Source organism: Sphingomonas sp. BT-65 (assembly GCF_026107375.2).
Taxonomy (GTDB): domain Bacteria; phylum Pseudomonadota; class Alphaproteobacteria; order Sphingomonadales; family Sphingomonadaceae; genus Sphingomonas.
The window spans coordinates 227,292-251,492 of record NZ_JAPCIA010000002.1; the positions used below are offsets into that span (position 1 = coordinate 227,292).

The 24,201-nt window shown below is 67.9% G+C and carries 22 protein-coding genes; 16 read left to right on the forward strand and 6 right to left on the reverse strand.

The window, feature by feature from the left end; translation table 11 throughout:
- Positions 1–22: 22 nt before the first annotated feature.
- The 8 genes from OK349_RS15660 to OK349_RS15695 all read left to right on the forward strand — a co-directional run bounded on the left by OK349_RS15660 (position 23) and on the right by OK349_RS15695 (position 6,018).
- Entirely contained in the window at positions 23–1,522 is a 1,500-nt protein-coding gene (locus tag OK349_RS15660; RefSeq protein WP_265118841.1) for a L,D-transpeptidase family protein, read from the forward strand.
- Positions 1,523–1,668: 146 nt separating this feature from the next.
- Positions 1,669–1,977, forward strand: coding sequence for a hypothetical protein (locus OK349_RS15665; RefSeq protein WP_265118842.1), 309 nt, complete (start codon positions 1,669–1,671; stop codon positions 1,975–1,977).
- Positions 1,978–2,087: 110 nt separating this feature from the next.
- The gene (locus OK349_RS15670; protein ID WP_265118843.1) at positions 2,088–2,603 is read left to right on the forward strand and encodes a regulatory sequestration protein YfiR; all 516 of its coding nucleotides are present in this window, start codon (positions 2,088–2,090) and stop codon (positions 2,601–2,603) included.
- Positions 2,600–3,817 carry a diguanylate cyclase DgcN/YfiN gene (locus OK349_RS15675; RefSeq protein WP_265118844.1) on the forward strand — a complete coding sequence of 406 codons (1,218 nt, stop codon included), beginning with the start codon at positions 2,600–2,602 and terminating at the stop codon, positions 3,815–3,817. Before OK349_RS15670 ends, OK349_RS15675 begins: the two co-directional genes overlap by 4 nt.
- A gap of 5 nt (positions 3,818–3,822) precedes the next feature.
- Entirely contained in the window at positions 3,823–4,314 is a 492-nt protein-coding gene (locus tag OK349_RS15680; RefSeq protein ID WP_265118845.1) for an outer membrane lipoprotein YfiB, read from the forward strand.
- Positions 4,315–4,612: 298 nt separating this feature from the next.
- Positions 4,613–5,128, forward strand: a complete 516-nt coding sequence (gene rplJ / locus OK349_RS15685) for a 50S ribosomal protein L10 (protein WP_265118846.1) — start codon at positions 4,613–4,615, stop codon at positions 5,126–5,128.
- 53 nt (positions 5,129–5,181) lie between these two features.
- Positions 5,182–5,559 carry a 50S ribosomal protein L7/L12 gene (gene rplL, locus OK349_RS15690; protein WP_265118847.1) on the forward strand — a complete coding sequence of 126 codons (378 nt, stop codon included), beginning with the start codon at positions 5,182–5,184 and terminating at the stop codon, positions 5,557–5,559.
- 93 nt (positions 5,560–5,652) lie between these two features.
- The gene (locus OK349_RS15695; RefSeq protein WP_265118848.1) at positions 5,653–6,018 is read left to right on the forward strand and encodes a hypothetical protein; all 366 of its coding nucleotides are present in this window, start codon (positions 5,653–5,655) and stop codon (positions 6,016–6,018) included.
- On the opposite strand, the gene OK349_RS15700 is transcribed toward OK349_RS15695, so the two are convergent.
- The 5 genes from OK349_RS15700 to OK349_RS15720 all read right to left on the reverse strand — a co-directional run bounded on the left by OK349_RS15700 (position 6,015) and on the right by OK349_RS15720 (position 12,571).
- Complete coding sequence (locus OK349_RS15700) at positions 6,015–7,202, reverse strand: hypothetical protein (protein WP_265118849.1); 1,188 nt, start codon at positions 7,200–7,202, stop codon at positions 6,015–6,017. The two genes, OK349_RS15695 and OK349_RS15700, sit on opposite strands and share 4 nt — an antisense overlap.
- A gap of 116 nt (positions 7,203–7,318) precedes the next feature.
- Positions 7,319–8,746 (reverse strand): hypothetical protein, encoded by a 1,428-nt coding sequence (locus OK349_RS15705; RefSeq protein WP_265118850.1) that lies wholly within the window; start codon positions 8,744–8,746, stop codon positions 7,319–7,321.
- A 171-nt stretch (positions 8,747–8,917) separates the two neighbouring features.
- Positions 8,918–10,327, reverse strand: coding sequence for a M16 family metallopeptidase (locus OK349_RS15710; protein WP_265118851.1), 1,410 nt, complete (start codon positions 10,325–10,327; stop codon positions 8,918–8,920).
- Between the two features lies 1 nt (position 10,328).
- On the reverse strand, positions 10,329–11,747 hold the full coding sequence (locus tag OK349_RS15715) for a M16 family metallopeptidase (protein WP_265118852.1): 1,419 nt from the start codon (positions 11,745–11,747) through the stop codon (positions 10,329–10,331).
- Positions 11,748–11,815: 68 nt separating this feature from the next.
- Positions 11,816–12,571: a competence/damage-inducible protein A gene (locus OK349_RS15720; RefSeq protein WP_265118853.1), complete on the reverse strand. Its 756-nt coding sequence runs from the start codon at positions 12,569–12,571 to the stop codon at positions 11,816–11,818.
- A gap of 63 nt (positions 12,572–12,634) precedes the next feature.
- Between OK349_RS15720 and map the strand changes: the two genes are divergently transcribed.
- From map to OK349_RS15735, 3 genes are all read left to right on the forward strand, one after another.
- Complete coding sequence (gene map / locus OK349_RS15725; RefSeq protein ID WP_265118854.1) at positions 12,635–13,462, forward strand: type I methionyl aminopeptidase; 828 nt, start codon at positions 12,635–12,637, stop codon at positions 13,460–13,462.
- A complete protein-coding gene (locus tag OK349_RS15730; RefSeq protein WP_265118855.1) occupies positions 13,462–13,644 on the forward strand; it encodes a hypothetical protein in 183 nt (60 codons plus the stop codon). Before map ends, OK349_RS15730 begins: the two co-directional genes overlap by 1 nt.
- 142 nt (positions 13,645–13,786) lie before the next feature.
- Positions 13,787–14,971, forward strand: coding sequence for a BaiN/RdsA family NAD(P)/FAD-dependent oxidoreductase (locus OK349_RS15735; RefSeq protein WP_265119299.1), 1,185 nt, complete (start codon positions 13,787–13,789; stop codon positions 14,969–14,971).
- Positions 14,972–14,986: 15 nt separating this feature from the next.
- Here OK349_RS15735 and OK349_RS15740 read toward each other — a convergent pair whose 3' ends face one another.
- The gene (locus OK349_RS15740; protein ID WP_265118856.1) at positions 14,987–16,801 is read right to left on the reverse strand and encodes a DUF885 domain-containing protein; all 1,815 of its coding nucleotides are present in this window, start codon (positions 16,799–16,801) and stop codon (positions 14,987–14,989) included.
- A gap of 299 nt (positions 16,802–17,100) precedes the next feature.
- Between OK349_RS15740 and OK349_RS15745 the strand changes: the two genes are divergently transcribed.
- The 5 genes from OK349_RS15745 (at position 17,101) to OK349_RS15765 (ending at position 24,164) form a co-directional block, all read left to right on the forward strand.
- Entirely contained in the window at positions 17,101–17,439 is a 339-nt protein-coding gene (locus tag OK349_RS15745; protein WP_265118857.1) for a P-II family nitrogen regulator, read from the forward strand.
- Positions 17,440–17,547: 108 nt separating this feature from the next.
- Positions 17,548–18,960, forward strand: coding sequence for a type I glutamate--ammonia ligase (gene glnA, locus OK349_RS15750; RefSeq protein WP_265118858.1), 1,413 nt, complete (start codon positions 17,548–17,550; stop codon positions 18,958–18,960).
- 226 nt (positions 18,961–19,186) lie between these two features.
- Positions 19,187–21,508: a TonB-dependent receptor plug domain-containing protein gene (locus tag OK349_RS15755; RefSeq protein ID WP_265118859.1), complete on the forward strand. Its 2,322-nt coding sequence runs from the start codon at positions 19,187–19,189 to the stop codon at positions 21,506–21,508.
- Complete coding sequence (locus OK349_RS15760) at positions 21,508–22,572, forward strand: phytase (RefSeq protein ID WP_265118860.1); 1,065 nt, start codon at positions 21,508–21,510, stop codon at positions 22,570–22,572. The genes OK349_RS15755 and OK349_RS15760 overlap by 1 nt, the downstream gene beginning before the upstream one ends.
- 116 nt (positions 22,573–22,688) lie before the next feature.
- Positions 22,689–24,164 carry a PQQ-dependent sugar dehydrogenase gene (locus OK349_RS15765; protein ID WP_265118861.1) on the forward strand — a complete coding sequence of 492 codons (1,476 nt, stop codon included), beginning with the start codon at positions 22,689–22,691 and terminating at the stop codon, positions 24,162–24,164.
- Positions 24,165–24,201: the final 37 nt, after the last annotated feature.

The following is a 24,201-nucleotide window of genomic DNA, read 5'->3' on the forward strand; positions in this document are numbered from 1 at the left end:
GGTGAAAGGGATAATGCTCTTGATGTTCGGACGATTGCAGCCGCGGAGTTTTGCGGCGCTGCCCCTGCTTGGCCTCGCTTTCAACGTTCCGGCGCTTGCGCAGCAGGTGACGGCACCCCCGCCCGCGACCTCGACGATCCCCGCGCCTTCGCAGAACACGCCCCAGCCCGCCCCAGTGCAGATCGCGCCGATCCAGGTGCCGCTGCCGACGCTCAGCGCCGAGCAGGCCGAGCAGGTCCGCCGCCTGATCGTGCAGGGCCGCATCGCGCAGGGCCTGCGCTATTCGACCGCCGAGGCCGAGGTGCTGCCGGCCGATGACGAGGGCCTGGTGCGCACTGCGCTCGACTATGCCCGCGCGATCCATATCGGCCGCCTCGACACCGCCGATTTCCAGGAGGACTGGGCGCTGCGCCCGGCCGCGTGGGATCCGCTGCCCGGCTTCGCCAAGGCCGTGGCCGACAACCGCATCCCGCAATGGTTCGCCAACCTGACCCCGCCCTATGAGGGCTATGACAATCTCCGCAAGGGCCTCGCCCGCTATCGCCGGATCGAGATCGCCGGCGGCTGGAGCAGCATCCCGGCCGGCCCGGACCTCTCGGTCGGATCGAGCGGCGCGCGCGTCGCGGCGCTGCGCGCCCGCCTCGCGGTCGAGGATGGCGAAGTCAGCGGCGCGGGCGACAAGTTCGACGCGGCGCTCAAGGAAGCCGTGGTCCGCGCGCAGCGCCGCTACGGCCTGGCGCCGACCGGCACCGTCTCCACCGGCACGCTGACCGCGCTCAACGTTCCCGTTTCCAGCCGCATCCGCCAGATCATGGCGAACATGGAGCGCTGGCGCTGGATGCCCAAGGAGATGCCGGTCGACCGCATCCAGGTGAACATCGCCGTGGCGCAGGTCGCGGTGTTCGAGGGCGACCGCCCGGTCATGTCGATGCGCGGCGTCACCGGCAAGCCCGGCGGCGGCGAGACGCCGATGCTGCAGTCGAGCATCCACTCGGTGGTGCTCAACCCGCCGTGGAACGTGCCCGCCGGTATCGCCGCCAAGGAGCTGTTCCCCAAGGGCGCGGGCTATCTCGCGCGCAACGGCTTCAAGGTGATCGGCACCGGCCCCAACCGCCGCCTCCAGCAGCAGCCGTCGCACTCGGCGCTCGGCAAGTACAAGTTCGACTTCAACAACCCGTTCGCGGTGTACCTCCACGATACGCCGACCAAGGGCACCTTCTCGCGCTATGACCGGCTCGCCTCGCATGGCTGCATCCGGCTCGAGCGTCCGGCCGACCTCGCCCGGCTGCTGCTCGAGGGCAGCACCGAGTGGACCCCCGAAGCGATCGACGGGGCGCTGGCCAAGGGCGATACGGTGCGCGCGGGACTGCCCAGCCAGGTCGCGGTCTATCTGCTCTACTGGACCGCCTTTGCGAACGGCACCGGCACGATGAATTTCCGCGGCGATCCCTATGGCTGGGACAAGACGCTCGCGACCAAGATCGAGAAACGCTCCGCCGCCCAGGCGCTGGCGGCGCGTTAGAGTTTGGATTCAGCTGCGCTGAATCGCGGTGCCGGCCCTCTCCCCCACCCGGCCACCCATATGATACTGACGTGGGTGGCCGGGTGGGGGAGAGGGCCGGCACCGCAACCGGTTCAGCTCTGCTGAACCAACAAAAGGAGAACCGAATGAACCGTCGCCTTCCGCTCGCCGCAACCCTTCTCGCCGCCGCGTCGCTCGCGGCCTGCTCGGGCGGATCGGACGAACCCGCTCCGGCCGCCAACGAGACCGAGAATGTGGTCGAGGTGATCGACGAGACGCCGGTCCAGAACTTCGCCGAGCCGGAGCCGACGCCGTCGCCCACCCCCTCGCCCACGCCGATCGTCGAGGACGACCGTCCGACCGAGGAGCAGGTGCAGGACGATGCCGATGCGGTCGGCATGACCGCGCGCCTGCCGCGCGAGGAAGCGTCGAACGAGACCGCGCCCGTCGAGTGACGTTGCGCATGGTTAATGAAAAACTGGCCAATCGAGGCTCGATGCGCTAGCGCCATAGCCATGGTTTGGAGCGGAAACGATCGCCGCTCGGGGGATATGGCGTGGCGTTCATGGTGGCGCTCCTGATCGGGAGCGCAAGTGTCAGTTCGACCGGCCTGGTGGCCGAGACGCGCGTGGCGCCCGGCCAGCATGACGCCGCGGTCGCCCGCACCGTGGGCGGGATGATCAGCTACACGCGCTGGCCGGCGGAGCGTGCCGTGCTCCACATCTGCGTCAGCGGCGCCACCGTCCATGCCGCCGGCCTTGGCCGCATCGACGACATGCTCGGGCGGCAGGTGGAGGCGCGGCGCATTCCGCCAGGCAACGCGGCGCAGGACTGCGACGTGCTCTACCTCGGCACGATGGGGACCGCCGACCGCCAGCGCGTGATGCGCTCGATCCGCGATCGGCCCGTCCTGTCGATCGCCGAGGCGGATCCCGATTGCCGCGGCGGCGCGATCTTCTGCCTTCAGGTGCTGCCCGACCGGATCGGCTTCCGCCTCAGCATCGACGCCGTGTCGCGCAGCGCGGTGCGGATCGATCCGCGTGTGCTGCGCATCGCCCTGCCCGAAGGAGGCGCGCGATGAGCGAGGCCGACCGGCTCCCGACGCTGCGCCGCGTGCTCGCGCGGATCCATCTGCGCGTCACCCTGTTCGCGGTCGGGCTCACCGGGCTTACCGTGCTGCTCGCCGGCTTTGCCGCGATCGGCGCCTATGCCGGACAGAATCTCCACCTCATCGCCCGCTCGGCCGGCTACAGCGCCGCGCCCGCTCTGGTGTTCGACGATCCGGCGGCGGCGCGGCAGAGCATCACGCCGATGCTCGAGCCCGGGGTCGCGGAGATCGCCGTGCTGCGCGAGGACGGCACGCCGCTCGCCACCGTCGAGCGGCAGGGCGACGACGGCTCAGTCGCGCGGATGATCGCGGACCGGCTGTTCTTCGCGGCGCCGATCGAGGAACCGGTTTCCCATCTTGGCCGGCGCATCGGCACGATCCGCGTGCGCGGCGAGGGCAGCGCGATCGCCGCCTATATCCGCGACGGCTTCCTCGGCACGCTGGTGTGCCTGCTGATCACCGGGGTCGCGGCCTATCTGCTTTCGCGCCGGCTGCGCGCCGAGATCGTCGCGCCGCTCAACGCGATCGCCGAGGTCGCGCATGCCTTCCGCCGCGAGGAGGCGCTCGACCGGCGCGTGCCACCCGCCTCGATCCGCGAGGTCGAGACGCTACGCACCGACTTCAACGCGCTGATCGCCGAGCTCACCGACTGGCGCCAACATATGCGCCGCGAAAACGAGACGCTGAGCCACAAGGCGAGCCACGACGCGCTCACCGGACTGCCCAACCGCGCCAATTTCGAGCGCAAGGGCGCGGAGATGATCGCGGAGGCGCGCGCCGGCGATGCCAGCTTCGTGCTGCTCTATGCCGATGGCGACGGCTTCAAGCAGATCAACGACCGCCACGGTCATGCCGCGGGCGACGCCGTGCTGGTCGAGGTCGCGGCGCGAATCCGCAGTTGCCTGCGCGCGCGCGACGTCGCCGCGCGCCTCGGCGGCGACGAGTTCGCCATCCTGCTCGCCGCGCCCACCGGATCGGACGCGGCCGAACGCGTGGCGAGCGAAATCGCCGCGCGCATGGCCGAGCCGATCCAGCTTCCCTCGGGCGAGGCGTTCGCGATGCGCCTCAGCCTCGGCACGGCGATCTATCCGATGGACGGCCGCGACCTCAGCGCGCTGGTCAACCACGCCGACGCGGCGATGTACGCGAGCAAGGATTCCAATCGCACGCAGACTCAGGGAGGCTAAGGATCATGTTCTCGTTCATGCGCACCGGCCCGTTGCTCGCGCTCCTCGCGCTCGTCCTGGGCGGGTGCCAGATGTCGCAGAACGGCTCGCGCTTCACGCGCGCGCAGGTCGCGGTGCTGACCTCCGAAGGGTTTGCCGAGACCCAGCGCGGCTGGGAGTTCAGCATCAACGACCGGCTGCTGTTCGATACGGACGAAAGCGCGGTACTTCCCGACCAGTCGGCGCGGATCCGCCGCGTCGCCGAGCGGCTGCTCGCCGTGGGCATCCGCCGCGCCGCAGTGGAGGGCCATGCCGACGATACCGGCAGCGCCGAGCATAATCAGCGCCTGTCCGAGCGCCGCGCGGCGACCGTCGCGCAGGTGCTGGTGAGCGCGGGCTTCACGGCGACCGGCGTCTCCACCGCCGGCCTGGGCGAGCGCTTCCCGATCGAGGACAATGGCACCACCGCTGGACGCCGCGAGAATCGCCGCGTCGTCATCCTGATCGCCGCGCCCTGAGCCGCGGCGGTTGACTTTCCCCGCATAGCCGCTATTGGCGCGCCTTCGCTTGGCCGGCTCGTCCGGCCTTGCGTACCGTCCGAGACAGTGGGTGCGTGGTTTCCACGCTTAATCTCCCGCCAAGACGGGGACAGAGATTTATACCGGGTCCTTCCGTGCGATGGAGTGTCCGGGTCAGCCCGCCGGAGCAAGTCCGGCCCTGACGATCATGCCCCTCGGACGAGGGGGTCGGGCACCCGCCCTTCCCTCGGCGTAACCGGCTCCAACCTTTTGGTTGGGGTATTTTGAGGAGACCGGCATGGATCGTGCTCAGAAGACCGAAGCCGTTGCCGAGCTGAACCGCACCTTCAACGAGGTTGCCGTGGTGGTTATCACCCGCAACCTCGGGATGACCGTCAAGCAGTCGACGGACCTCCGCAACAAGGCGCGCGAAGCCGGTGCGAGCTACAAGGTCGCGAAGAACCGCCTTGCCAAGATCGCGATCGAGGGCACCGACTATTCGGTGCTCGCGGACCTGCTCACGGGTCCGACGGCGCTGTCCACTTCGACCGACCCGGTCGCCGCCGCCAAGGTGGTCGCCGAGTTCGCCAAGACCAACGATCGCATCGAGATCGTCGGCGGCGCGATGGGGAGCATGCTGCTCGACGCGGAAGGCGTGAAGGCGCTCGCATCGCTGCCTTCGCTCGACGAACTGCGCGGCAAGATCGTCGGCCTGCTTCAGGCCCCGGCGTCGAAGCTCGCAGCCGTCACCCAGGCACCGGCGGCCCAGCTCGCCCGCGTGTTCAAGGCATATGCGGAGAAGGAAGCCGCCTGAGGCGGCGTTCGTTCGCGACTGAATTCGAACCAATCTGATTGAAGGAAAATATCATGGCTGACCTGAACAAGCTCGTCGATGCTCTCTCGGAGCTGACCGTCCTCGAAGCCGCTGAGCTCTCGAAGCTCCTCGAAGAGAAGTGGGGCGTCACCGCTGCCGCTCCTGTCGCCGTTGCCGCCGTCGGCGGTGGTGGCGCCGCTGCTCCGGCCGCGGAAGAGAAGACCGAGTTCGACGTGATCCTCACCGGCGACGGTGGCAAGAAGATCAACGTCATCAAGGAAGTCCGCGCCATCACCCAGCTCGGCCTGACCGAGGCGAAGGCTCTCGTCGAGGGCGCGCCGAAGGCCGTCAAGGAAGGCGTGAACAAGGACGAGGCCGAGAAGCTCAAGAAGCAGCTCGAGGAAGCCGGCGCGACCGTCGAGATCAAGTAATCTCGGTCGGCTGCACCAGCAGTCTTAAGAAGGGGGCGGTCCGGCAACGGGCCGCCCCTTTTCGTTGCCTGCGATCCGCTCTATCCTGAAACCGTGACCGAGCACCTGATCAGCGTCGGCCTGGGCGGCGATGGCGACGAGATCGCAGCTATCGAAGATGTCGAGGCGGAATTCGGCATTGCGCTCGATGTTGCCGACGCCAATGAATGGTCAACGGCAGGGGATGTGTTCCAGTCATTGGCCAAGGCGCTTCCCGCGGGCGAGGCTGCGCATCCCGGTACGTGGCGCCGGTTCGCTACCGCCTTGACGCAACAGACCGGCATCGATGCGAACCGGATCACTGCCGAAAGCCCGCTGCTTTGCGAGACCCATTGGAGCCGGCTGAGCGTCGCGGCCCATCTCATCGGAATCGCCGCAGCAGGATTTGCGCTCGCCCTGCTGTTCAGCGTGATCGGCTAGGCCCCGGCCTTCGCCACATAGCGCTTCGCCGCCAGCCGGCCAAAACCGTCCGCCGCGCGCTCGACCCAGAGCGGGCCGAGCTTGTCGTTGCCCGGCGCGGGCGCGGTGCCGATCATGAAGCTGTCGCGCAGCGTACGGATGCTGAGGCCGGCATACCATTTGAGCGCCAGCGGAATGATCGGCACGAACATCGCCTTGCCCTGCACTGTCACCACCTGCATCTGCTCGCCAGGCAGGCTGACCTGCGCGTTGAGCTTGTGCACCGCGCCCGGCGCGACGCTGAACGGCTCCGACCCAGTGGCAAGCCGTGCCGCCGAATGGAAGCGCGCGATCTGCGCATCCTGCTCGGCATTGGCACCGAGCAGCGCGAGCACCGCGCGAATGTTGTCGGCGGGTTCGTGCCCGCGATTCTGCACGAACAGCTCGAAATCGAGCGTCACCTGCCCATCCCGGATCGCCGCGCGCAGCGGGCGGATCTCCGCCACGAGCGGACCGTCGGGCGGTGCAACCGGGGCGACCGGCGCCGGGGCGGGCGGCGGTGACGCGGGCGGCATCGATGCGTCGGGCGGCGTCTTGCGCACCAGCGGCGGCGGACCCGGCGTGGGCACCGGCGGCGCGACTGGCGGAGGCGGAGCGACCGTCACCTCGTCTTCGATCGCATCCTCGCGCGCACGGCGGCGCCGGCCGATCCACCAGCCCGCCAGCCCGCCGGCCACAAGCAGCGCGACACCGCCAAGCGCCGGCCAGAACCAGGCCGGAAGGCCCGGTTCCGCGGCGGGCGTGGCGGTCGCGCTCGGCGTGGGCGCGGCCTGAACGGTTGTCGGCGCGATCGGCGACGGGCTCAGCGAAGGCGCTGGCGTCGGGGTGCCCGCCATGATGGGCGTGACCGCCGTCGCCGCAGGCGCCTGGGCGCGGCGCGGCGCGGTCGCGCGCGGTGACGGCGCGACGGGGGTCGGTGTCGGCTGCGGGATCGGGATCGGTTGAACGATCGGCGCGGAGGTCGGCGTGGGGGTCGGCGCCGCGGTCGGGCGCGGGGTCGGCGTCTGGCCGGAGGGGGGCAGGCTGAAGTCGCCCACCGGCGGCGTGATGACGACCGGGGGCTGGCTGGTCTGCCCGGCGGCCGGCGCGGCGAGAAACACGAGGGGGATCAGCGCGGTGGTTGCGCGAAGGTTAAGCACGGTCACGCGCCGCGCGTTAGCATGATGGACATGAACCGGGGCACCAAAAAATGCGTGCGGCCGGTCTCAAACAAAGCCCGCCCCACCGTGCGACCGCGGTGGGGCGGGCAGCGCGCTCTCGCTCAAACCTTGGCGGGCACGCTATGGAGCCGCGCTTCGATATCGGCATAAGTCGCCGGATCGTCCTGTAGCGCAATCGGAACGAGCCGCTCGCCGCCGTTGACGCGCCCGATGGTGAACGCCGCGGCGGTGCGGCCCTCGCTGCCGTCGGGCAGACGGTAACGCGCGTCGGCGACGAGCACCGGCGTGAAGTCGTGGCCATCGCCCGCAACCGCATCGACTTGCTCGCGCGGCAGCGTGACCGACGCATTGAGCTGCTTGCCGTCGCCCGGCTCGATGCGTTCGGCCGGAACGACCTGGCCGGCCGGCGGGTTGGTCAGCAGCCGCTCGATCTCCGACGCTGCCGCGGCATTGTCGCCCAGCATGAACGCGCCAATCCGCACGTCCTCGGCGGGCGTGTCGCCGGCATTGGCGACGGTGAGCTCGAACGCGACCGTGGCGCCGCGGCTGCTCATGCCGGCCTGGGTCGGCCGCATCGCGAGTTCGAGTTGCGGGCGGCCGTCATGCTGCCTCGCGCCGCCAAGCACGGCGTCGATGTCCGCCGAATCGGGGGTGACCAGCTCGGCATTCTCCAGCGCGGGCTCCGCTTGATCCTTCTTCCGGGCAGGCCGCGCCGGCGGTTCGACTGGCGGACGCGCCGTTTCGTTCAGCCCGGCCGTCTCCGGCCTGGTCACGAACAAGGGCGCCGCCGCGACCGGATCGACTGCACGAGGCGCAGCCGCCGCCGGGGCTTCGCGAACCGGCTCCGGTCGGACCACGGGTTCGGCGCGTTCGCGAATCGGCGCGACCGCCTCGGGCTCGGCGCGATACTCATAGGCCGCCTCCTCGTCGCGCGGGCGGCGGCGCAGCAGCAGGAAGGCGGCGAACGCCGCGGCGGCGAGGCCGAGCGCGGCGAGGATCAGCCACATCGAGCTGGCCCCGTTGACCGGCGCGGGCTCGGTCGCGGGGGTTTCCACGGTCGTGGTCACGGGCTCGGCGGAAGCCGGCGCGACCTCGGCAGGCGGCGGCGTGACCTCGGGTGTGCCAGCAACCGGCGCAGCCGGCTCCGGCGCGACCGGCGCTATGGGTTCGGGCACGGCTCGTGGCGCCGGCGTCGCGGCGCGTGCCGCCGCTTCGGGACGCTCCACGGCCCGGGTCGGGCGGGCCGGACGCGACGGCCGCGCCTCGGCGCGCTCGGCGCGGCGCGCGGCGGCGCGCTCCTGCGCCTCTTGTTCGGCCTGTTCGAGAACGCCCGGCGCGATCCGCGTACGCGATTCGCCGGTCTGCGCGGGTGCGGGGGCCGGCGCGGGCGTCTGCGCGCTCGGCGCCGGCACCGTCGGCGGGGTCACCGTTTCCTGCGCCAGCGCGGTGGAAGGAAGGGCAGCGGCGGCAAGAAGCACCGCGAGCGCCCGGCGATGCGCATGACGCGCGATGTCCGGTTGGTGGGTCATAACGGGGGTTCAATGAATGGAACCCGGGTTTCGCCCCGTGAGCTGCATCAGAATTGCGACGAACCGTTGACTGTCATCGCCCAGACGAAAAGCCGTTGCGTACCCAAAACAAAAATGGGGATGGCTCACATCCATCCCCATATTACTTGTTCAACAAACCTGAATATTTGTTCAGGGAACGGTCACCGTCTTGAACTCGATTCCCTTCAACTCGGGTAGCGCCTGGAGTTGCGGCGTGATCACCTTGAGATCACCCACCACCACCAGCGTCAACTTGTCGAGCGGAAAGTTCTTCGCGGCTTCGCTCATCTGCGCCGGGGTCACCGCGAGTGTGGCAGGGACGTACTTGTCCATCCAGTCGCGTGGCAGGCCAAGCGAGTCGCGCGTCGCGATCGTGTTCACCAGCGCGCCCGGCGTCGAGTTCTGGATCACGAACAGGCCGGCCATATATTGGCGCATGCCCCCTGCCTCCTCCTCGCCCGGCGGGGTCGCCTGCAGCGTGCGGATCTCGTGGAACACTTCCTTGAGCGCCGGGCCGGTCACCGCCGTCGTGACGTCCGCGTTGAAGGTCCACACCGCATTGGCCGGATAGAAGGCCACGCTCGATCCCGGCGAATAGGTATAGCCCTTCGCCTCGCGAATGTTGCGCGTGATGCGCGAGCTGAACGAGCCGCCGAGCAGCGCGTTCGACACGCGCATCGGGATGTCCTCGGCAGTGCCAGCGCGCGGCGCGGGATAGGCGATGCTGAAGGTCGATTGCGGCGCGCCCGGCCGGTCGACCAGCAGCACCTGCGGCCCCGGCTTGGGGGTCGGCGGGAGCGACAGCCGATCGGCCCCCGCGGCCCAGCCGCCGAACGCCTTCTCGATCGCCGCCTTGACCGCCGCCGCATCGAACTTGCCCGCGATGTAGAGATGCGAGCGCTTCGCGCCGTAATTGGCCGCATGCCACGCCTTGAGCTGCGCGGTCGTGTAGGCGCCGAACTGCTGCGGCGTCGGGAGCACCCGGCCATAGGGGTGGTCGGGACCATAATAGGCCCGTGTGATCGCCGCATTGGCAAGTGTCCCCGGCTGGCTCAGCGCGACCGCGAGGCGGCGATTCCAGTTCGCCTTGACGCGGGCGAGCTCGCCATCGGGATAGGCCGGGCGCTGCGCCACGTCGGCGACCAGCGCGATCGCCTCGGCGGCACGCTCCGACAGCACGTTGAGCGTCACCCCCGAGCTTTCGAGGCCCGAGCCGATGCCGAGCCCGCCGCCCATGTCCGCGGCCTTCTGCGCGATCTGCGCGCCGGTCATCCCAGCCGCGCCTTCCTTCATCATGTCCACCGCGAGCAGCGCGAGCCAGGTATTCTCGGCTTCGTTGAGCTGCCCGGCATAGGTCTGCAGCGACACCACGACCTTGGGCGCGACGCCATAGGGGACCAGCGTCACCTTCATCCCGTTGCCGAGCGTATAGGTCTCGGACGCCGGCACGTTGAACGCCTTGGGCGCCGGGATCGGCGGTGGAGTGGAAGGAAGCTCCTGCGCGAAGGCAGGCGCGGCGATCAGGGCGGCAGCCATCAGGCTTGCGATCATGCGGCGCATCTTACTTGGCTCCCGCGGGCTTAGGCGCAGCGGCGGGCGCCGCGCCGGGGTCGATGACATAGATCGAGCGGTTGGTCGGGCGCAGATATTCCTGCGCGGTCTTCTGGATCAGCGCGGGCGTCACCTTGGCGAAGCCGTCCTCGATTCCGTTGACCTTGGCCGGGTCGTTGTCGAACAGCGCATAGACCGCGAGCAGGTCAATGAGGCCGATCCGCCCCGTCCCGTCGATCGTCGAATAGAGCGAGGAGCGCATCTTGGTCCGCGCCCGCGCCAGCTCCTCGGCCGAGACCGGCCTGGTGCGCAGATCCTCGATCACGCTGTCGACCGCCGCCTTGATCTCCTCGCGGCTGCGGTTGGCGTCGTGCGTGAAGTTGAAGCTCCACAGCATCGGGCCCTGATAGTTGAACATCGTGCCGAGCGGGAAGTTGATCCCGCCGCCGACCTCGCCGGCGATGCCGGTGTCGGCGACCAGCTTGCGGTAGAGGCGGCTGTCCTGCCCCTTGACCAGAATCTGGTCGATCAGGCCCATCGCATACCATTCGGGCGTCCCGCGTGGCGGTACGTGATAGCCCGCCGCCCAGCCGGGCTTGGGCGCCAGCTTGTCGACGCGGCTCTTGAACTTCTCCTGCGTCTGGCGCGGCTCGCTGATATCGGGGAGTTTGGCCGGGGGCGCCTTGGGCATCCAGCCGAAATATTTCTCAATCATCGCGCGCGTCGCCGCATAGTCGATGTCGCCCGCGACCACGAGCACCGCGTTGGACGGCTTGTAGAAGGCGTCGTGGAACTGGCTGGCATCGGCCACCGTCGCCGCTTCAATCTCCTTCAGCTCGCCGTAGAAGTTATGGCTGTTGTACCAGTTGGTGTTGGCCAGCATCGGCAGGTCGATCCACGGCCAGGTGGAGTAGGGCTGGTTGAGGACGTTGACCTTGACCTCGTTGCCGACCACGCCCTGCTGGTTCTTGAGCACCTCTTCGTTGATCACCGGGCTCGCCATGCGGTCCGCCTCGAGCCACAGCATGCGCTCGAGCGCGTTCGACGGAACGACCTCGAAATAGTTGGTGAAGTCGTAGCGGGTCGATCCGTTGAGGATGCCGCCGGCATTGCTGATCGTGCTGATGTGCACGCCCTTGGGCGCGTTCTTCGATCCCTGGAACAGCAGATGCTCGAACAGGTGGGCGAAGCCGGTGCGCTCGCGCGGCTCGATGCGAAAGCCGATGCCGTAATAGACGCCGACCGTGACGGTGGGCGAGATCGTGTCCTTCGCCAGCACCACGCGCAGGCCATTGGACAGCGTGAAATATTGCGTCTCGACCGACAGCTTCTGCGCGGCCCCCTGCGCCGCTGCGGGCGATGCCGCCAAGCCGAGCGGCAACGCCGCCCCGGCCAGCGCAAGCGCCGCCATCCACCGTTTCATCTTCATGTTGATCCCCTCAGCAACGACGAACTGTGTTACCATATCAGTACAGCATCGCACGTAAAGGGCGGGCGTCAGATTCCGCCGGGCACGATCTCATATCCCGCGGCGGCGAGTTGCACGCCGAGCTGCCCGATGCACGCCTCGACCAGCGCCGGGTCGGTCGCGCGCACCACGAAATTCGCTCCGGTGCGGCCTTCGCGGAAAAAGGGGTAGCTGCCGATCGCCACGCCCTCGAACGCCTTCTCGGTCTCGCCGAGCAGTCCGGCGATCTCGCTCTCGGCAACCCAGCAGCCGATCGTCGCGCTGACCACCGGCCGCCCGCCCTCGAGCGTGCCGGTGAGCGCGTCGAGCATGCCCGCGGTGATGTGCGGCACGCCGGCGAGGATGAACAAATTGCCGATACGGATGCCCGGCGCGCCCGACATCCGGTTGGGGATCAGCTCCGCGCCCTCCGGCACGCGCGCCATGCGCAGCCGCGCCTCAGTCAGCCCGCCGCGGGTCTCGTAATAGCGCTCCATGAGCGCCCGCGCGCCCGGATGAACGACCACCGGCACGCCCAATGCTGCGGCGATCGCATCGACCGTGATGTCGTCATGCGTCGGGCCGATGCCGCCGGTGGTGAAGCAATAGTCATAGGTGGTACGGATCGCGTTCACCGCCTCGACGATGCGCGACTCAATGTCGGGTACCACCCGCACCTCGGCGAGGCGGATGCCCTGGACGTTGAGCCACACCGCGATCTGCGCGACATTCTTGTCCTGCGTGCGGCCCGAGAGGATCTCGTCGCCGATCACCACCAGGCCCGCGGTCCAGATGCGCTCGCTCATGGAGCGGCCATAGCTCGCCCCGGCGGTCTCGCAAAGCGGCGGCTTTTCCCCTATATCGCCGCGATGACCGAATATGTTGCCGTGACCGCCGACACCAATTTCGCCCGCGACGGGGCGATCAAGCTCTATGGCCCGGACGGGTTCGCCGGCATGCGCGCCGCCGGCCGGCTCGCGGCCGAAATCCTCGACGCGCTGGTGCCGCACGTCGTGCCCGGCGTGACCACGCAGGAGCTCGACGATTTCGTGCGCCAGCGCATGCTCGACGGCGGCGCGGTGCCCGCGACGCTCGGCTATCGCGGCTACACGCATAGCTGCTGCATTAGTATCAACCATGTCGTGTGCCACGGTATCCCCGGCCCGAAGACGCTCAAGGACGGCGACATCGTCAACATCGACGTGACGCCATTGCTCGATGGCTGGCACGGCGACACCAGCCGCATGTACCTGGTCGGGAACGTCCCCCTGAAGGCGAAGCGCCTGGTCGACGTCACCTATGAGTGCTTGATGCTCGGCATCGAGCAGGCCAAGCCCGGCAACACGATGGGCGATGTCGGCCATGCCATCCAGAAATATGCCGAGAAACACCGCTACGGCGTCGTCCGCGACTTCTGCGGCCATGGCCTCGGCCGCGTGTTTCACGACGCGCCCGAGGTGGTCCATGTCGGCCGCCCCGGCACCGGCCCCGAGCTGCGCCCCGGCATGTTCTTCACGATCGAGCCGATGATCAACATCGGCCGCCCCGACGTGAAGCTGCTCGACGACGGCTGGACCGCGGTGACGCGCGACCGCTCGCTCTCGGCGCAGTTCGAGCATTCGATCGGCATCACCGAGGACGGCTGCGAGATCTTCACGCAGAGCCCGACAGGCCTGCACCAGCCGCCTTACGCCTGATGGCAGAAGGCAAGTTCGAGCGGCACCGTCAGCCCTGGCGGCCGGATGAGGTGCAGAAGCTGCACACGCTAGCCAAGAAGGGCATGGCGCTGAAAGCCATCGCCAAGGCGCTGACCCGCAGCGAGGAATCGGTCAAGGACCGCGCCAAGGCCGACGGGCTGTCGATCGCGAAATTGCGGTAGGTCCACGCCCTTCACCCCCCAACCGTCACCCCGGCCTTGTGCCGGGGTCCACGGTGCCGCAAATCCCGCGCAAGAGGCTCGAAGCCAGCGTTTGCCTCCCGGTGGACCCCGGCACAGGGCCGGGTGACGAAGGAGTGCGAAGCTGACCACCCCGCCGACAAATTACGACGCCATCATCCTCGGCGCGGGGGCGGCTGGCCTCATGTGCGCCCTCACCGCCGGCCAGCGCGGCCGCCGCGTGCTGCTGATCGATCATGCCGATCAGGTGGGGAAGAAGATCCTGATCTCGGGCGGCGGGCGGTGCAACTTCACCAACCTCCACACCGCGCCCGACCGCTATCTCTCCACCAACCCGCATTTCGCCAAGTCGGCGCTGCACCGCTATACCCAGCACGACTTCATCGCCCTGGTCGAGCGCCATGGCATCGCCTGGCACGAGAAGACGCTGGGCCAGCTCTTCTGCGACGGCAGCGCGAAGCAGATCGTCGCGATGCTGCTCGCCGAATGCGAGGCCGGCGGGGTCGAGATCGCGCTTGGCCAAGCCGTCCGCGACGTAATCCACGCCGACGGCCGCTATCGCGTGACGGTCGGCGAACGCCAGGCGGAGGCTCCCGCCCTCGTCCTCGCCACGGGCGGCCCTTCGATCCCCAAGATGGGCGCGACCGGCTTCGCCTATGATCTCGCGCGCAAGTTCGGCCTCAAGATCGTCGAGCCGCGCCCTGCGCTCGTCCCTCTCACGCTCGGCGGCGGCGAAGTGCTGTTCCGCGACCTCTCCGGCGTCGCCGCGCCAGTCGAGGCGCGCGCGGGCAAGGCGAAGTTCCGTGAAGCCGCCCTGTTCACCCATCGCGGCCTCTCCGGCCCTGCCATCCTCCAGATCAGCTCCTATTGGCGCCACGGCGAGCCAGTCGAGATCGACTTCCTGCCCGATCGCGGCGCCGGCTGGCTGGTCGAGGCCAAGCGCGCCCAGCCCCGCGCCACGCTACGCAAGCTGCTCGGCGATGCCCTCCCCAACCGCCTCGCCGACACGCTCGCCGACCAGCTCGCGCTCGATACCGAACTCGCCAACACTCCCGACAAGAAGCTCGCCGAAGCCGAGCGCCGCCTCGCCGCCTGGCGCTTCCACCCCAATGGTACCGAAGGCTACGCCAAGGCCGAAGTGACGATCGGCGGCATCGCCACCGCGGGTCTGTCATCCCAGACGATGGAAGCGCGCGACGTCCCCGGCCTCTACGCGATCGGCGAGGGCGTGGACGTCACCGGCTGGCTCGGCGGCTACAATTTCCAATGGGCCTGGGCGAGCGGCTGGGCGGCGGGCCAAGCGATCTGACCCGCCGACGCGGCCTTACTTCCGCGCTGCGATCCAGTCGTCGATCTTCTTCTCCAGCACCGGCATCGGCAGCGCGCCGGTATCGAGCACCACCGCATGGAAGGCGCGCGGGTCGAACTTGTCGCCCAGCGCCGCCCTGGCCTTGGCCTTCGCCTTGAGGATCGTCAGCTGCCCGACCTTGTAGGCCAGCGCCTGCCCCGGAATCGCGATGTAGCGCTCAACCTCGGCGACCGCGTCGGTCTTGGGCATCGGCGAGTTGGCGAGCATATAGTCGATCGCCTGCTCGCGGCTCCAGCCCTTGGCGTGGAGCCCGCTGTCGACCACCAGCCGCATCGCGCGCAGCATCTCGTCGGAAAGGCCGCCCATCCGCTGGTACGGCTCAACCGCGACGTCCAGCTCCTTGTACAGCGTCTCGGCATAGAGCGCCCAGCCCTCGACGAAGGCAGTGTTGCCGCCGAAACGCATGAAGGCGGGCAGCTTGTCATTCTCCTGCGCCAGGCTGATCTGGAAGTGATGCCCCGGCACCGCCTCGTGCAGGTAGAGCGTCTCCATCCCCCAGGTGTAGCGCACCGGAAGATCGTGGGTGTTGTAGAAGAACACCCCCGGCCGCGACCCGTCGGGCGTGCCCTGGACATAGCTGCCCGCCGCGTCGCCCTCGGCGCGATAGTCAGGCACCGGGCGGATCTCGAGCGGGGTCTTGGGGATGAGCGAGAATTGCTCGCGCACCCGTGCGTCGACTCGCTTGCCGATCGCCTCATACCCCTCGCGCAGCGCCTCGGCGCTCTTGGGCTGGAACTGCGGGTCGGTGCGCAGGAAGGTGAAGAATTCGGGCAGCGTGCCCGTGAACCCGACCTTGGCCTTCTGCACCTCCATCTCGGCGAGGATGCGCTTGACCTCCGACAGGCCGAGATTGTGGACATGGTCCGCGGTCAGCGGCAGCGTGGTGTTGCTCTCGATTGCGTAGGCGTACACCGCCGCGCCGCCCGGCAGCGCCGAAGTGCCGACGCTGTCGCGCGCCGCCGCGAGATACTCGTTCGCCAAGAAGTCGCGGATGCGCTTGTGCGCCGGGATCAGCACGTCCTTGACCTGCGCCGCATAGGCCGCGCGCAGCCGCGCCTGATCGGCCTCGCTCACGCCCTCGGGGAACTTCTTGACCGGCGCGTAGAACACCGAACCCTCGACGCCCTGCGCGATCAGTCTGTCGAACTGGCCGATCATGTTGCGCACCACCAGCTTGGGCTGGACGATCTTGCGCTTCATCCCCTCGCGGAACAGGCCGATCACCCGGTCGTAGGTCGCGGCATATTCGGCGTTGCGCTTCAGATTGTTCTCGTAGTCGAGCACCGTCTTGAACGGCGCCGCCCCCTGCCCCGAGGCGAAGTCGGGGTAGAAGGTCTGGAAGCCGTTGAAATGATCGATCGGCAGATATTTGGTGACGCCGAGGATCGCGGGACGAAATCCCTTGAGGCTGCGTTCCTGATCCGCCTTGAACACGTCATAGGCGATGCGGTTGACCGGGTTCAGCTTCGCGCGGTCGATCCGCTTGAGTCCGGCGAGGTCCGCCTCCGCGGCCGCCTTCTCCGCGGCGTTGAAGGCGTCGGTGTAATAGGTGCCGAGCCGGTCGGCATAGCGCAGGTCGCCGCGGAAGATCGCCTGCAGCGGCTGGCGCTTGAGCAGCGCCTCGTCGCTGTCGTGGAACAGTTTGCGCAGCTTCGCATCCTCCACGCTCTCGTCCGGCTGCGCCGCCGGCGGCGGAACCTGCTGCGTCAGCGTGGCGGAAACGGCGGTGCTGGCGAGCAGCGAAGCGAACAGCAACGTGGCGAAGCGCATGCGGAGAGTCCCCGATCAGGTGTTATAGCGAACCGCTACACCCCCGTTCCACCGCCCGCAAGGTTGCCCCGCAATCGCGCAGGATTTGCCGCCTGCTGCCCAATTGTTAGGCACGCCGCCGCGCGCTGCCGCCGCCCGTCCGCGGATTCCCGCAGTGCGAATCTTGGCACGGCTCGTGCAACCCGCGCGCCGAGGGGCGTTTCGCTTGATCCTTTCCCGCGCCTTCGCCAGCATCGGCGCGGGACCAGGCGAGCGGACAAGCCCGCGAGACATGAAGGCCCATAAAGCAGGGGAAGGCCGTGAAAAAGATCGAAGCCATCATCAAGCCGTTCAAGCTCGATGAGGTGAAGGAGGCGCTGCACGAGGTGGGGGTGTCCGGGATCACCGTGACCGAGGCCAAGGGCTTCGGGCGCCAGAAGGGGCATACCGAGCTCTATCGCGGCGCGGAATATGTCGTCGACTTCCTGCCCAAGGTGAAGCTCGAAGTGGTGGTCGAGGATGCGCTGACCGACCGCGTGGTCGAGGCGATCGCCACCGCCGCGCAGACCGGCCGGATCGGCGACGGCAAGATCTTCGTCACCGCGGTCGAGACGGCGCTGCGCATCCGCACCGGGGAGCGCGACGACAACGCGATTTGATCGGGCAATTTGACGCACTGCAAAAATTTCACGAAACTGCGCTGCGGCGCAATATGATTCTCCGGCAGCTGCCGGTTCTGACAAGCGAGAGAAAGGGGCTTGGTTCCAATGGCTAACACCGCCGCCGACATTCTGAAGATGGTGAAGGATCAGGAGATCGAGTGGATCGACCTGCGCTTCACCGACCCCAAGGGCAAGTGGCAGCACCTGACCATGGTCGCCGGCGTGATCGGCGAGGACGAGCTGACCGACGGCCTGATGTTCGACGGTTCGTCGATCGAGGGCTGGAAGGCGATCAACGAGTCGGACATGATCCTCAAGCCCGATCTGGACGCCGTGTGGGTCGATCCGTTCAGCGCCACCCCGATGCTGATCCTGGTGTGCGACATCGTCGAGCCCTCGACCGGCGAGCTCTATGCCCGCGACCCGCGCTCGACCGCGAAGCGCTCGGAGGCCTATCTCCAGTCGCTCGGCATCGGCGACACCGTCTATGTCGGCCCCGAGGCCGAGTTCTTCATGTTCGACGACGTCCGTTTCGAGAACAGCTATTCGACCAGCTATTACGCGCTCGACGACATCGAGCTGCCGGGCAATTCGTCCAAGGAGTATGAGAGCGGCAACATGGGCCACCGCCCCCGCGCCAAGGGCGGCTATTTCCCCGTCGCGCCGGTCGACAGCGCCGTCGACATCCGCGGCGAGATGGTCTCGACCATGCTCGAAATGGGCCTGCCCTGCGACAAGCACCACCATGAGGTCGCCGCCGCGCAGCACGAGCTCGGCCTGACCTTCGGTACGCTGGTCCAGACCGCCGACCGCATGCAGATCTACAAGTATGTCGTGCACCAGGTCGCGCATGCCTATGGCAAGACCGCGACCTTCATGCCCAAGCCGATCAAGGAAGATAACGGCTCGGGCATGCACACCCACATGTCGATCTGGGACGGCGGCAAGCCGCTGTTCGCGGGCAATGGCTATGCCGGCCTCAGCGAGATGTGCCTCTACTTCATCGGCGGCGTGATCAAGCACGCCAAGGCGCTCAACGCCTTCACCAACCCGACCACCAACAGCTACAAGCGGCTGGTGCCGGGCTATGAGGCGCCGGTGCTGCTCGCCTATTCGTCGCGCAACCGTTCGGCCTCGTGCCGCATCCCGTACGGCGCGGGCACCAAGGCGAAGCGCGTCGAGTTCCGCTTCCCCGATGCGCTGGCCAACCCCTATCTCGCTTATGCCGCGCTGCTGATGGCCGGCCTCGACGGCATCCAGAACAAGATCCATCCGGGCGACCCGATGGACAAGAACCTCTACGACCTGCCGCCTGAGGAACTGGCCGAAGTGCCGACCGTGTGCGGTTCGCTGCGCGAGGCGCTCGACAGCCTGGAGGCCGATATGGACTTCCTGCTCAAGGGCGACGTGTTCGGCAAGGACCAGATCGACGCCTATATCGAGCTCAAGCGCGCCGAAGTCGCCCGCTGGGAGATGACCCCGAGCCCGGTCGAGTTCGACATGTACTATTCGGCCTGAGCCGAACCCCGTTCCCAAGCGCCGCCTCCCGGGGGGGAGCGGCGCCGGACAGCGAGACGCCCGGACCTGCAAAGGTCCGGGCGTTTTCGTTGCCCATGCGACGAAAACGTGTCGCCTGTGCAACGTCATATGATCGTCATCGTTTTGCAATCAAACCGAAACACGAATCGCACCTGACTGACACCTGCCAGCCCTAGTCGCGCCCTCGACTCAATCGGGGGATCCCATGAACACCAGCTCGATCTTCGCCACCCTCGCGGGCGCCAGCCTGCCTGCGCTTGCCCTTTCGCTCGCCGCACCCGCCGCCGCGCAGACCACCGACGCGGACGCCCAGCCGGCCCCCGCGACCGGCGAGATCGAGACCGCCGCCGACGTCGTCGTCAACGGCACCATCGCCTATCGCAACCGCACCGAGGGCGCCGAGCCCGAGCTGGTCTATGACAATGAATTCTTCCAGCGTTTCGAGCCGCTGACGGCCGGCGATGCGCTCAAGCGCGTCCCCTCGGTCACCTTCCTCTCCGACGTGATCGAGAGCGATGGGCCCCGCCTGCGCGGCCTCGATCCGGGCTATACCCAGATCCTGATCAACGGCGAGAAGGTGCCGGGCAACCAGGCCGACCGCGGCTTCTTCATGGACCGCATCCCGGCCGAGCTGATCAAGCAGGTCGAGATCGTCCGCTCCTCCTCGGCGCGCCGCACTGGCGACGCGATCGCCGGCACGCTCAACATCGTGCTGCGCGACGGCTACCAGCTCGACGGCGGCTATATCCGCGCGGGCGGCCTGTTCTTCGACGATGGCGAGGTGAAGCCGAGCCTCGGCGCGGTGCTGGGGACGAAGGCCGGTCCGGGCCGTCTGCTGCTCGGCGCCAATGTGCAGGGGCGCTACAACCCCAAGAAAAAGTTCAGCCTGCGCTTCGACGAGCCGGGCGGCACGCTGCAGAACCGCGAGGATCAGTCGGACGTCCGCGACGGCACCGATTATGCCTTCAACGCCAGCTACGGCATCGAAAGTGAGACCACCGATTTCGAGCTCAGCGGCTTCTATGTCCGCACCGACCGCCTCGAGACCGAGCGTTCGTTCGAATATAATTCGGCCACCGGTTCGGGCGGTTCGATCCGCAACGGCGCGGGCGGCAACCTGCTGGTTGATAACTCGAACATCAATAATATCGACCAGTATAACTACTCGATCGGCGCCAAGGTCAGCCACGAATGGTCAGCGGGCGAGACCAAGCTCAAGTTCGGCTACGCCAAGATGAACGACGAGCAGTGGGAGACCGAGAACGAGATCGAGTTTGATCGCGCCGCGCCGCGCTTCACCGGCGACCGCTTCGACACGCATATCGTCGATACCGAGCTCAGCGCCGGCTTCGAGCACAAGGCGCCGCTCGGCGAGGATATCGACCTGGCGTTCGGCGGTTTCTATCAGAACAAGGTCCGCAATGCCGACGTCGAGGAAGCGACGCGCCAGCGCTTCAACCTCGCGACTGCCTTCCACACCAGCTACAGCCAGTTCGAGCTGAGCCCCGAGCTCTATGTCGGCGGCTTTGTCGGCTTCGCCCCGACCGCCGACAGCCGGGTCAAGGAAGAGCGCAAGGATGTGTTCGCGCTAGTCGAGGGTGATACCGGCGCGGTACGGTGGGAAGTCGGCCTGCGCTGGGAGAACACCAACAGCCGCATCAGCAACCGGGTCGACGGCCTGTCCGTGCGGCAGGATTATGATCACCTGCTGCCCAGCGCTTCGGCGAAGATCGACGTCGGCAATGGCGGCCGCATCACCGTCTCGGGCGCGCGCACCGTCCGCCGCCCGCGCTTCGACCATATCACGCCGGGTATCTTTGAAGAGATCGGCGACAATGACCTCGCCGGCAATCCCTTCCTCAGGCCCGAATCGGCATGGGGCGCGGACCTCGGTTACGAACACCGCATCGGCGCGACCGGCGTGATCGGGATCAATTTCTTCTATCGCGACGTCCAGGACCTGATCGAGGTCGTCAACACCCAGGAAGAAGGCAGCAACGGCCCCGGCACCTTCGTCTACACCCCCGCCAATACCGGCGACGGCAAGGTCTATGGCATCGAGTTCGACCTCTCGACCAGCCTCGGCTTCCTTGGCCTGCCCGACACCGGCGTGTTCGGCAACTTCTCGCTGCTCGACAGCGAAATCACCGACGAGTTCGGCGAGCGCCGCTTCAACGGTCAGTCCGACTATGTCTACAATTTCGGCTTCATCCAGAACTTCCCGAGCTTCGGCGCGGCGTTCGGCGCGACCTACCGCAAGCAGGGCGGCGCGCTCGACCGCAACTATCTGGAAGAGATCACCACCACCTATGGCGCGGACCTGGAAGTGTTCGTCGAGAAGCGCTTCGGCAAGAACATCACCATCCGCGCGGTCGGCTCCAACCTGCTCGACGGCGAGAAGCGCGAAGCCTTCGACAAGTTCAACACCATCGATGGCCAGAAGGCACGCAACGACTACGAAGAATATGAGCTCGAGCGCGAGAATGCTGGCCCGGTGTTCCAGGTCATAGCACGTCTCGCCTTCTGATGCTGAAGAACGCCCTGATGATCAGCCTGCTGCCGCTCGCGGCGGCAGGCTGCGCCTCGACCGGGGCTCAGGTCCCGGTCGTTCCCACCACCCCCGCCCAGATGATCCAGGCGCGCGGCGAGACCGAGGCGGTCGGCACCGCCAATGCCGACGCCGCGGACGATCCCGCGATCTGGCGCAACGCGGCGGACCCCGCCGCCAGCCTGATCGTCGGCACCGACAAGAAGGCCGGGCTCCACGTCTATGACCTGAGCGGCAAGGACCGCTTCTTCATCGACGCGGGCCAGGTCAACAATGTCGATCTCAAGGACATGGGCGACGCCGGCGTGATCGTCGCGGCGAGCGACCGCAACGATCGCAAGAATGCCAAGCTCGCGCTGTTCCGCCTCGACACCGCGGCCGCGAAGCTCGTGCCGCTTGGCACCGTGCCGGTTGGCGCGGGCGAGGCCTATGGCGTGTGCCTCTACCGCCCAGAAACCGGTACAGGGGCCGGCAAGCTCCACGCCTTCAACGTGATCAAGGACGGCACCATCCGCCAGTTCGAGCTCGATCTGTCGGGTGCGGCGCCCACCGGCAAGCTCGTCCGCACGATGAAGCTCGCGACGCAATCCGAAGGCTGTGTCGCCGACGAGCGCACCCACCGCCTCTATGTCGGCGAAGAGAATGCCGGCGTATGGCGCTTCGACGCGCGCGCCGCGGGCGCGGTCGCGGGCGCGAAGATCGCCGCGGCGGATGGCCAGAACCTCACCATCGATGTCGAGGGCGTCGCCCTCGCAGCCGAGGGTGAGGGCAATGGCGGCTATCTCCTGGTCTCGAGCCAGGGCGACCACGCCTATGCCGTCTATCGCCTGTCCGACGAGACCTATGTCGGCCGTTTCCGCGTCGCCGCGGGCAAGTTCGGCTCGACCGAGGAAACCGACGGGATCGAAGTGATCACCGGCGATTTCGGTCCCGATTATCCCGGCGGCCTGTTCATCGCGCAGGACGGCTACAACCCGCCCAAGGCACAGAACTTCAAGTTCGCCGCCTGGGCCGACATCAAGGCCGCGCTGGGCCTCGACTGATACCGTGACCGCGCGGCCCGCCCGCGCGGTCATTCTCCGCTAACCACGACTCTTCCCGGCCCGCGGGAACAAAGCTGCGCTCACGCGTTTCGGCTGTGTCACGACGGGAGGAAATGATGCGGCTGGTCATCCTCGGCATGGCGGCGCTGGCCGCCGGGTGCAGCAGCGGCGGGAATGGCGGAGGCGGCACGCCCACGCCAACCCCCACACCGCCCCCCACTAACCGCGCGCCGACCTTCACCTCCGCCACGACCGCTTCGGTCGCGGAGAACACAGCCGCCGCCTATACCGCCACCGCGAGTGACCCCGACGGCAACCCGCTCACCTTCTCGATCGCCGGCGGCGCCGACGCCACGCGCTTCACCATCACCCCCGCCGGCGCGCTGACCTTCGCGCCCGCGCCGAACTTCGAGCTGCCCGCCGATGCCGATGGCGACAATGTCTATCGCGTCCAGCTGCAGGTCAGCGACGGCTCGCTCACCGCCACGCAGGACGTCGCGATCACCGTCACCGACAGCCGCGAGGGCATCGCGGTGCGTCGCGTCGGTGCCGGCTTCAGCCAGCCGCTCTATGTCGCGCCGATCCCCGGCTCGGCGCAGGTCTATGTCGTCGAGAAGGGCGGCGGCATCTTGCGGCTCGATCCGGCAACGGGCGTGAAGACGCTGGTGCGCACCGTGGGCAGCCTGGCGACCGACGGCGAGCGCGGCCTGCTCGGCCTTGTCGTCAACACCAATGCGCCGGCCACCTATGGCGAGGCGCTGGTCGTCGCCACCGCCCCTGATGGCGCGGTCGAGCTCCGTTCGCTCTCGCTGAGCAGCCCGGCCGCGCCCTACATCGTGGTGCTGCGCACGCCGCATCCCACCAACAACAACCATAATGGCGGCTGGCTCGGTTTCGGGCCGGACGGGCATCTCTATATGGCGATTGGCGACGGCGGCGGCAGCGGCGATCCGGGCAACAACGCGCAAAACACCAATGTCCGCCTCGGCAAGATCCTGCGGCTCGCCCAGAGCGGCGGCAACTATGTCCCCGCTCCCGGCAATCCCTTTCTTGCGGGGGGCGGCGACCCGCATGTCTTCGCGTTCGGGCTGCGCAATCCGTTCCGCGCCTCGTTCGCCCCCGACGGCCGGCTGATCATCGGCGATGTCGGCCAGGGCGCGCGCGAGGAGATCGACGTGCTGCGCCCCGACCAGCCCGGCCTTAACTTCGGCTGGCGCTTCCTTGAGGGGACCCAGCCGTTCAGCGGCACCGCGCCCGCCGGCCTGACCGCGCCGGTCACCGAATATACGCACGGCACCGGACCGCGTCAGGGCCGCTCGGTGATCGGCGGCTATGTCTATCGCGGCCCCGTCACCTCGCTGATCGGCGCCTATGTCTTCGGCGATTTCATCAGCGGCAATATCTGGAGCGTGCCCGCAACCTCGCTCGTCGCAGGCAGCACACTCGCGTCGAGCAGCTATGAACGCCGCAATACCGACTTCACCCCCGATGCCGGCACGATCAACCAGCTCGCCTCGTTCGGCGAGGATGCGGCGGGCAACCTCTACATCGTCGATCTCGACGGCGAGATCTTCATGGTGACGCCCGGCTGAGGCTTGCGGCGCGCGCAGCCAACCGCTTTAACGACCG

Excerpts from the sequence above, each read along its gene's own strand:
- OK349_RS15660 (WP_265118841.1), top strand. The coding sequence starts at position 23 with ATGTTCGGACGATTGCAGCCGCGGAGTTTTGCGGCGCTGCCCCTGCTT.
- OK349_RS15665 (WP_265118842.1), top strand. The coding sequence starts at position 1,669 with ATGAACCGTCGCCTTCCGCTCGCCGCAACCCTTCTCGCCGCCGCGTCG.
- OK349_RS15720 (WP_265118853.1), bottom strand. The coding sequence starts at position 12,571 with ATGAGCGAGCGCATCTGGACCGCGGGCCTGGTGGTGATCGGCGACGAG.
- rplL (WP_265118847.1), top strand. The coding sequence starts at position 5,182 with ATGGCTGACCTGAACAAGCTCGTCGATGCTCTCTCGGAGCTGACCGTC.
- OK349_RS15675 (WP_265118844.1), top strand. The coding sequence starts at position 2,600 with ATGAGCGAGGCCGACCGGCTCCCGACGCTGCGCCGCGTGCTCGCGCGG.
- map (WP_265118854.1), top strand. The coding sequence starts at position 12,635 with ATGACCGAATATGTTGCCGTGACCGCCGACACCAATTTCGCCCGCGAC.
- OK349_RS15730 (WP_265118855.1), top strand. The coding sequence starts at position 13,462 with ATGGCAGAAGGCAAGTTCGAGCGGCACCGTCAGCCCTGGCGGCCGGAT.
- OK349_RS15740 (WP_265118856.1), bottom strand. The coding sequence starts at position 16,801 with ATGCGCTTCGCCACGTTGCTGTTCGCTTCGCTGCTCGCCAGCACCGCC.
- OK349_RS15715 (WP_265118852.1), bottom strand. The coding sequence starts at position 11,747 with ATGAAGATGAAACGGTGGATGGCGGCGCTTGCGCTGGCCGGGGCGGCG.
- OK349_RS15760 (WP_265118860.1), top strand. The coding sequence starts at position 21,508 with ATGCTGAAGAACGCCCTGATGATCAGCCTGCTGCCGCTCGCGGCGGCA.
- OK349_RS15680 (WP_265118845.1), top strand. The coding sequence starts at position 3,823 with ATGTTCTCGTTCATGCGCACCGGCCCGTTGCTCGCGCTCCTCGCGCTC.
- OK349_RS15755 (WP_265118859.1), top strand. The coding sequence starts at position 19,187 with ATGAACACCAGCTCGATCTTCGCCACCCTCGCGGGCGCCAGCCTGCCT.
- rplJ (WP_265118846.1), top strand. The coding sequence starts at position 4,613 with ATGGATCGTGCTCAGAAGACCGAAGCCGTTGCCGAGCTGAACCGCACC.
- OK349_RS15765 (WP_265118861.1), top strand. The coding sequence starts at position 22,689 with ATGCGGCTGGTCATCCTCGGCATGGCGGCGCTGGCCGCCGGGTGCAGC.
- OK349_RS15670 (WP_265118843.1), top strand. The coding sequence starts at position 2,088 with ATGGTGGCGCTCCTGATCGGGAGCGCAAGTGTCAGTTCGACCGGCCTG.
- OK349_RS15705 (WP_265118850.1), bottom strand. The coding sequence starts at position 8,746 with ATGACCCACCAACCGGACATCGCGCGTCATGCGCATCGCCGGGCGCTC.
- glnA (WP_265118858.1), top strand. The coding sequence starts at position 17,548 with ATGGCTAACACCGCCGCCGACATTCTGAAGATGGTGAAGGATCAGGAG.
- OK349_RS15710 (WP_265118851.1), bottom strand. The coding sequence starts at position 10,327 with ATGCGCCGCATGATCGCAAGCCTGATGGCTGCCGCCCTGATCGCCGCG.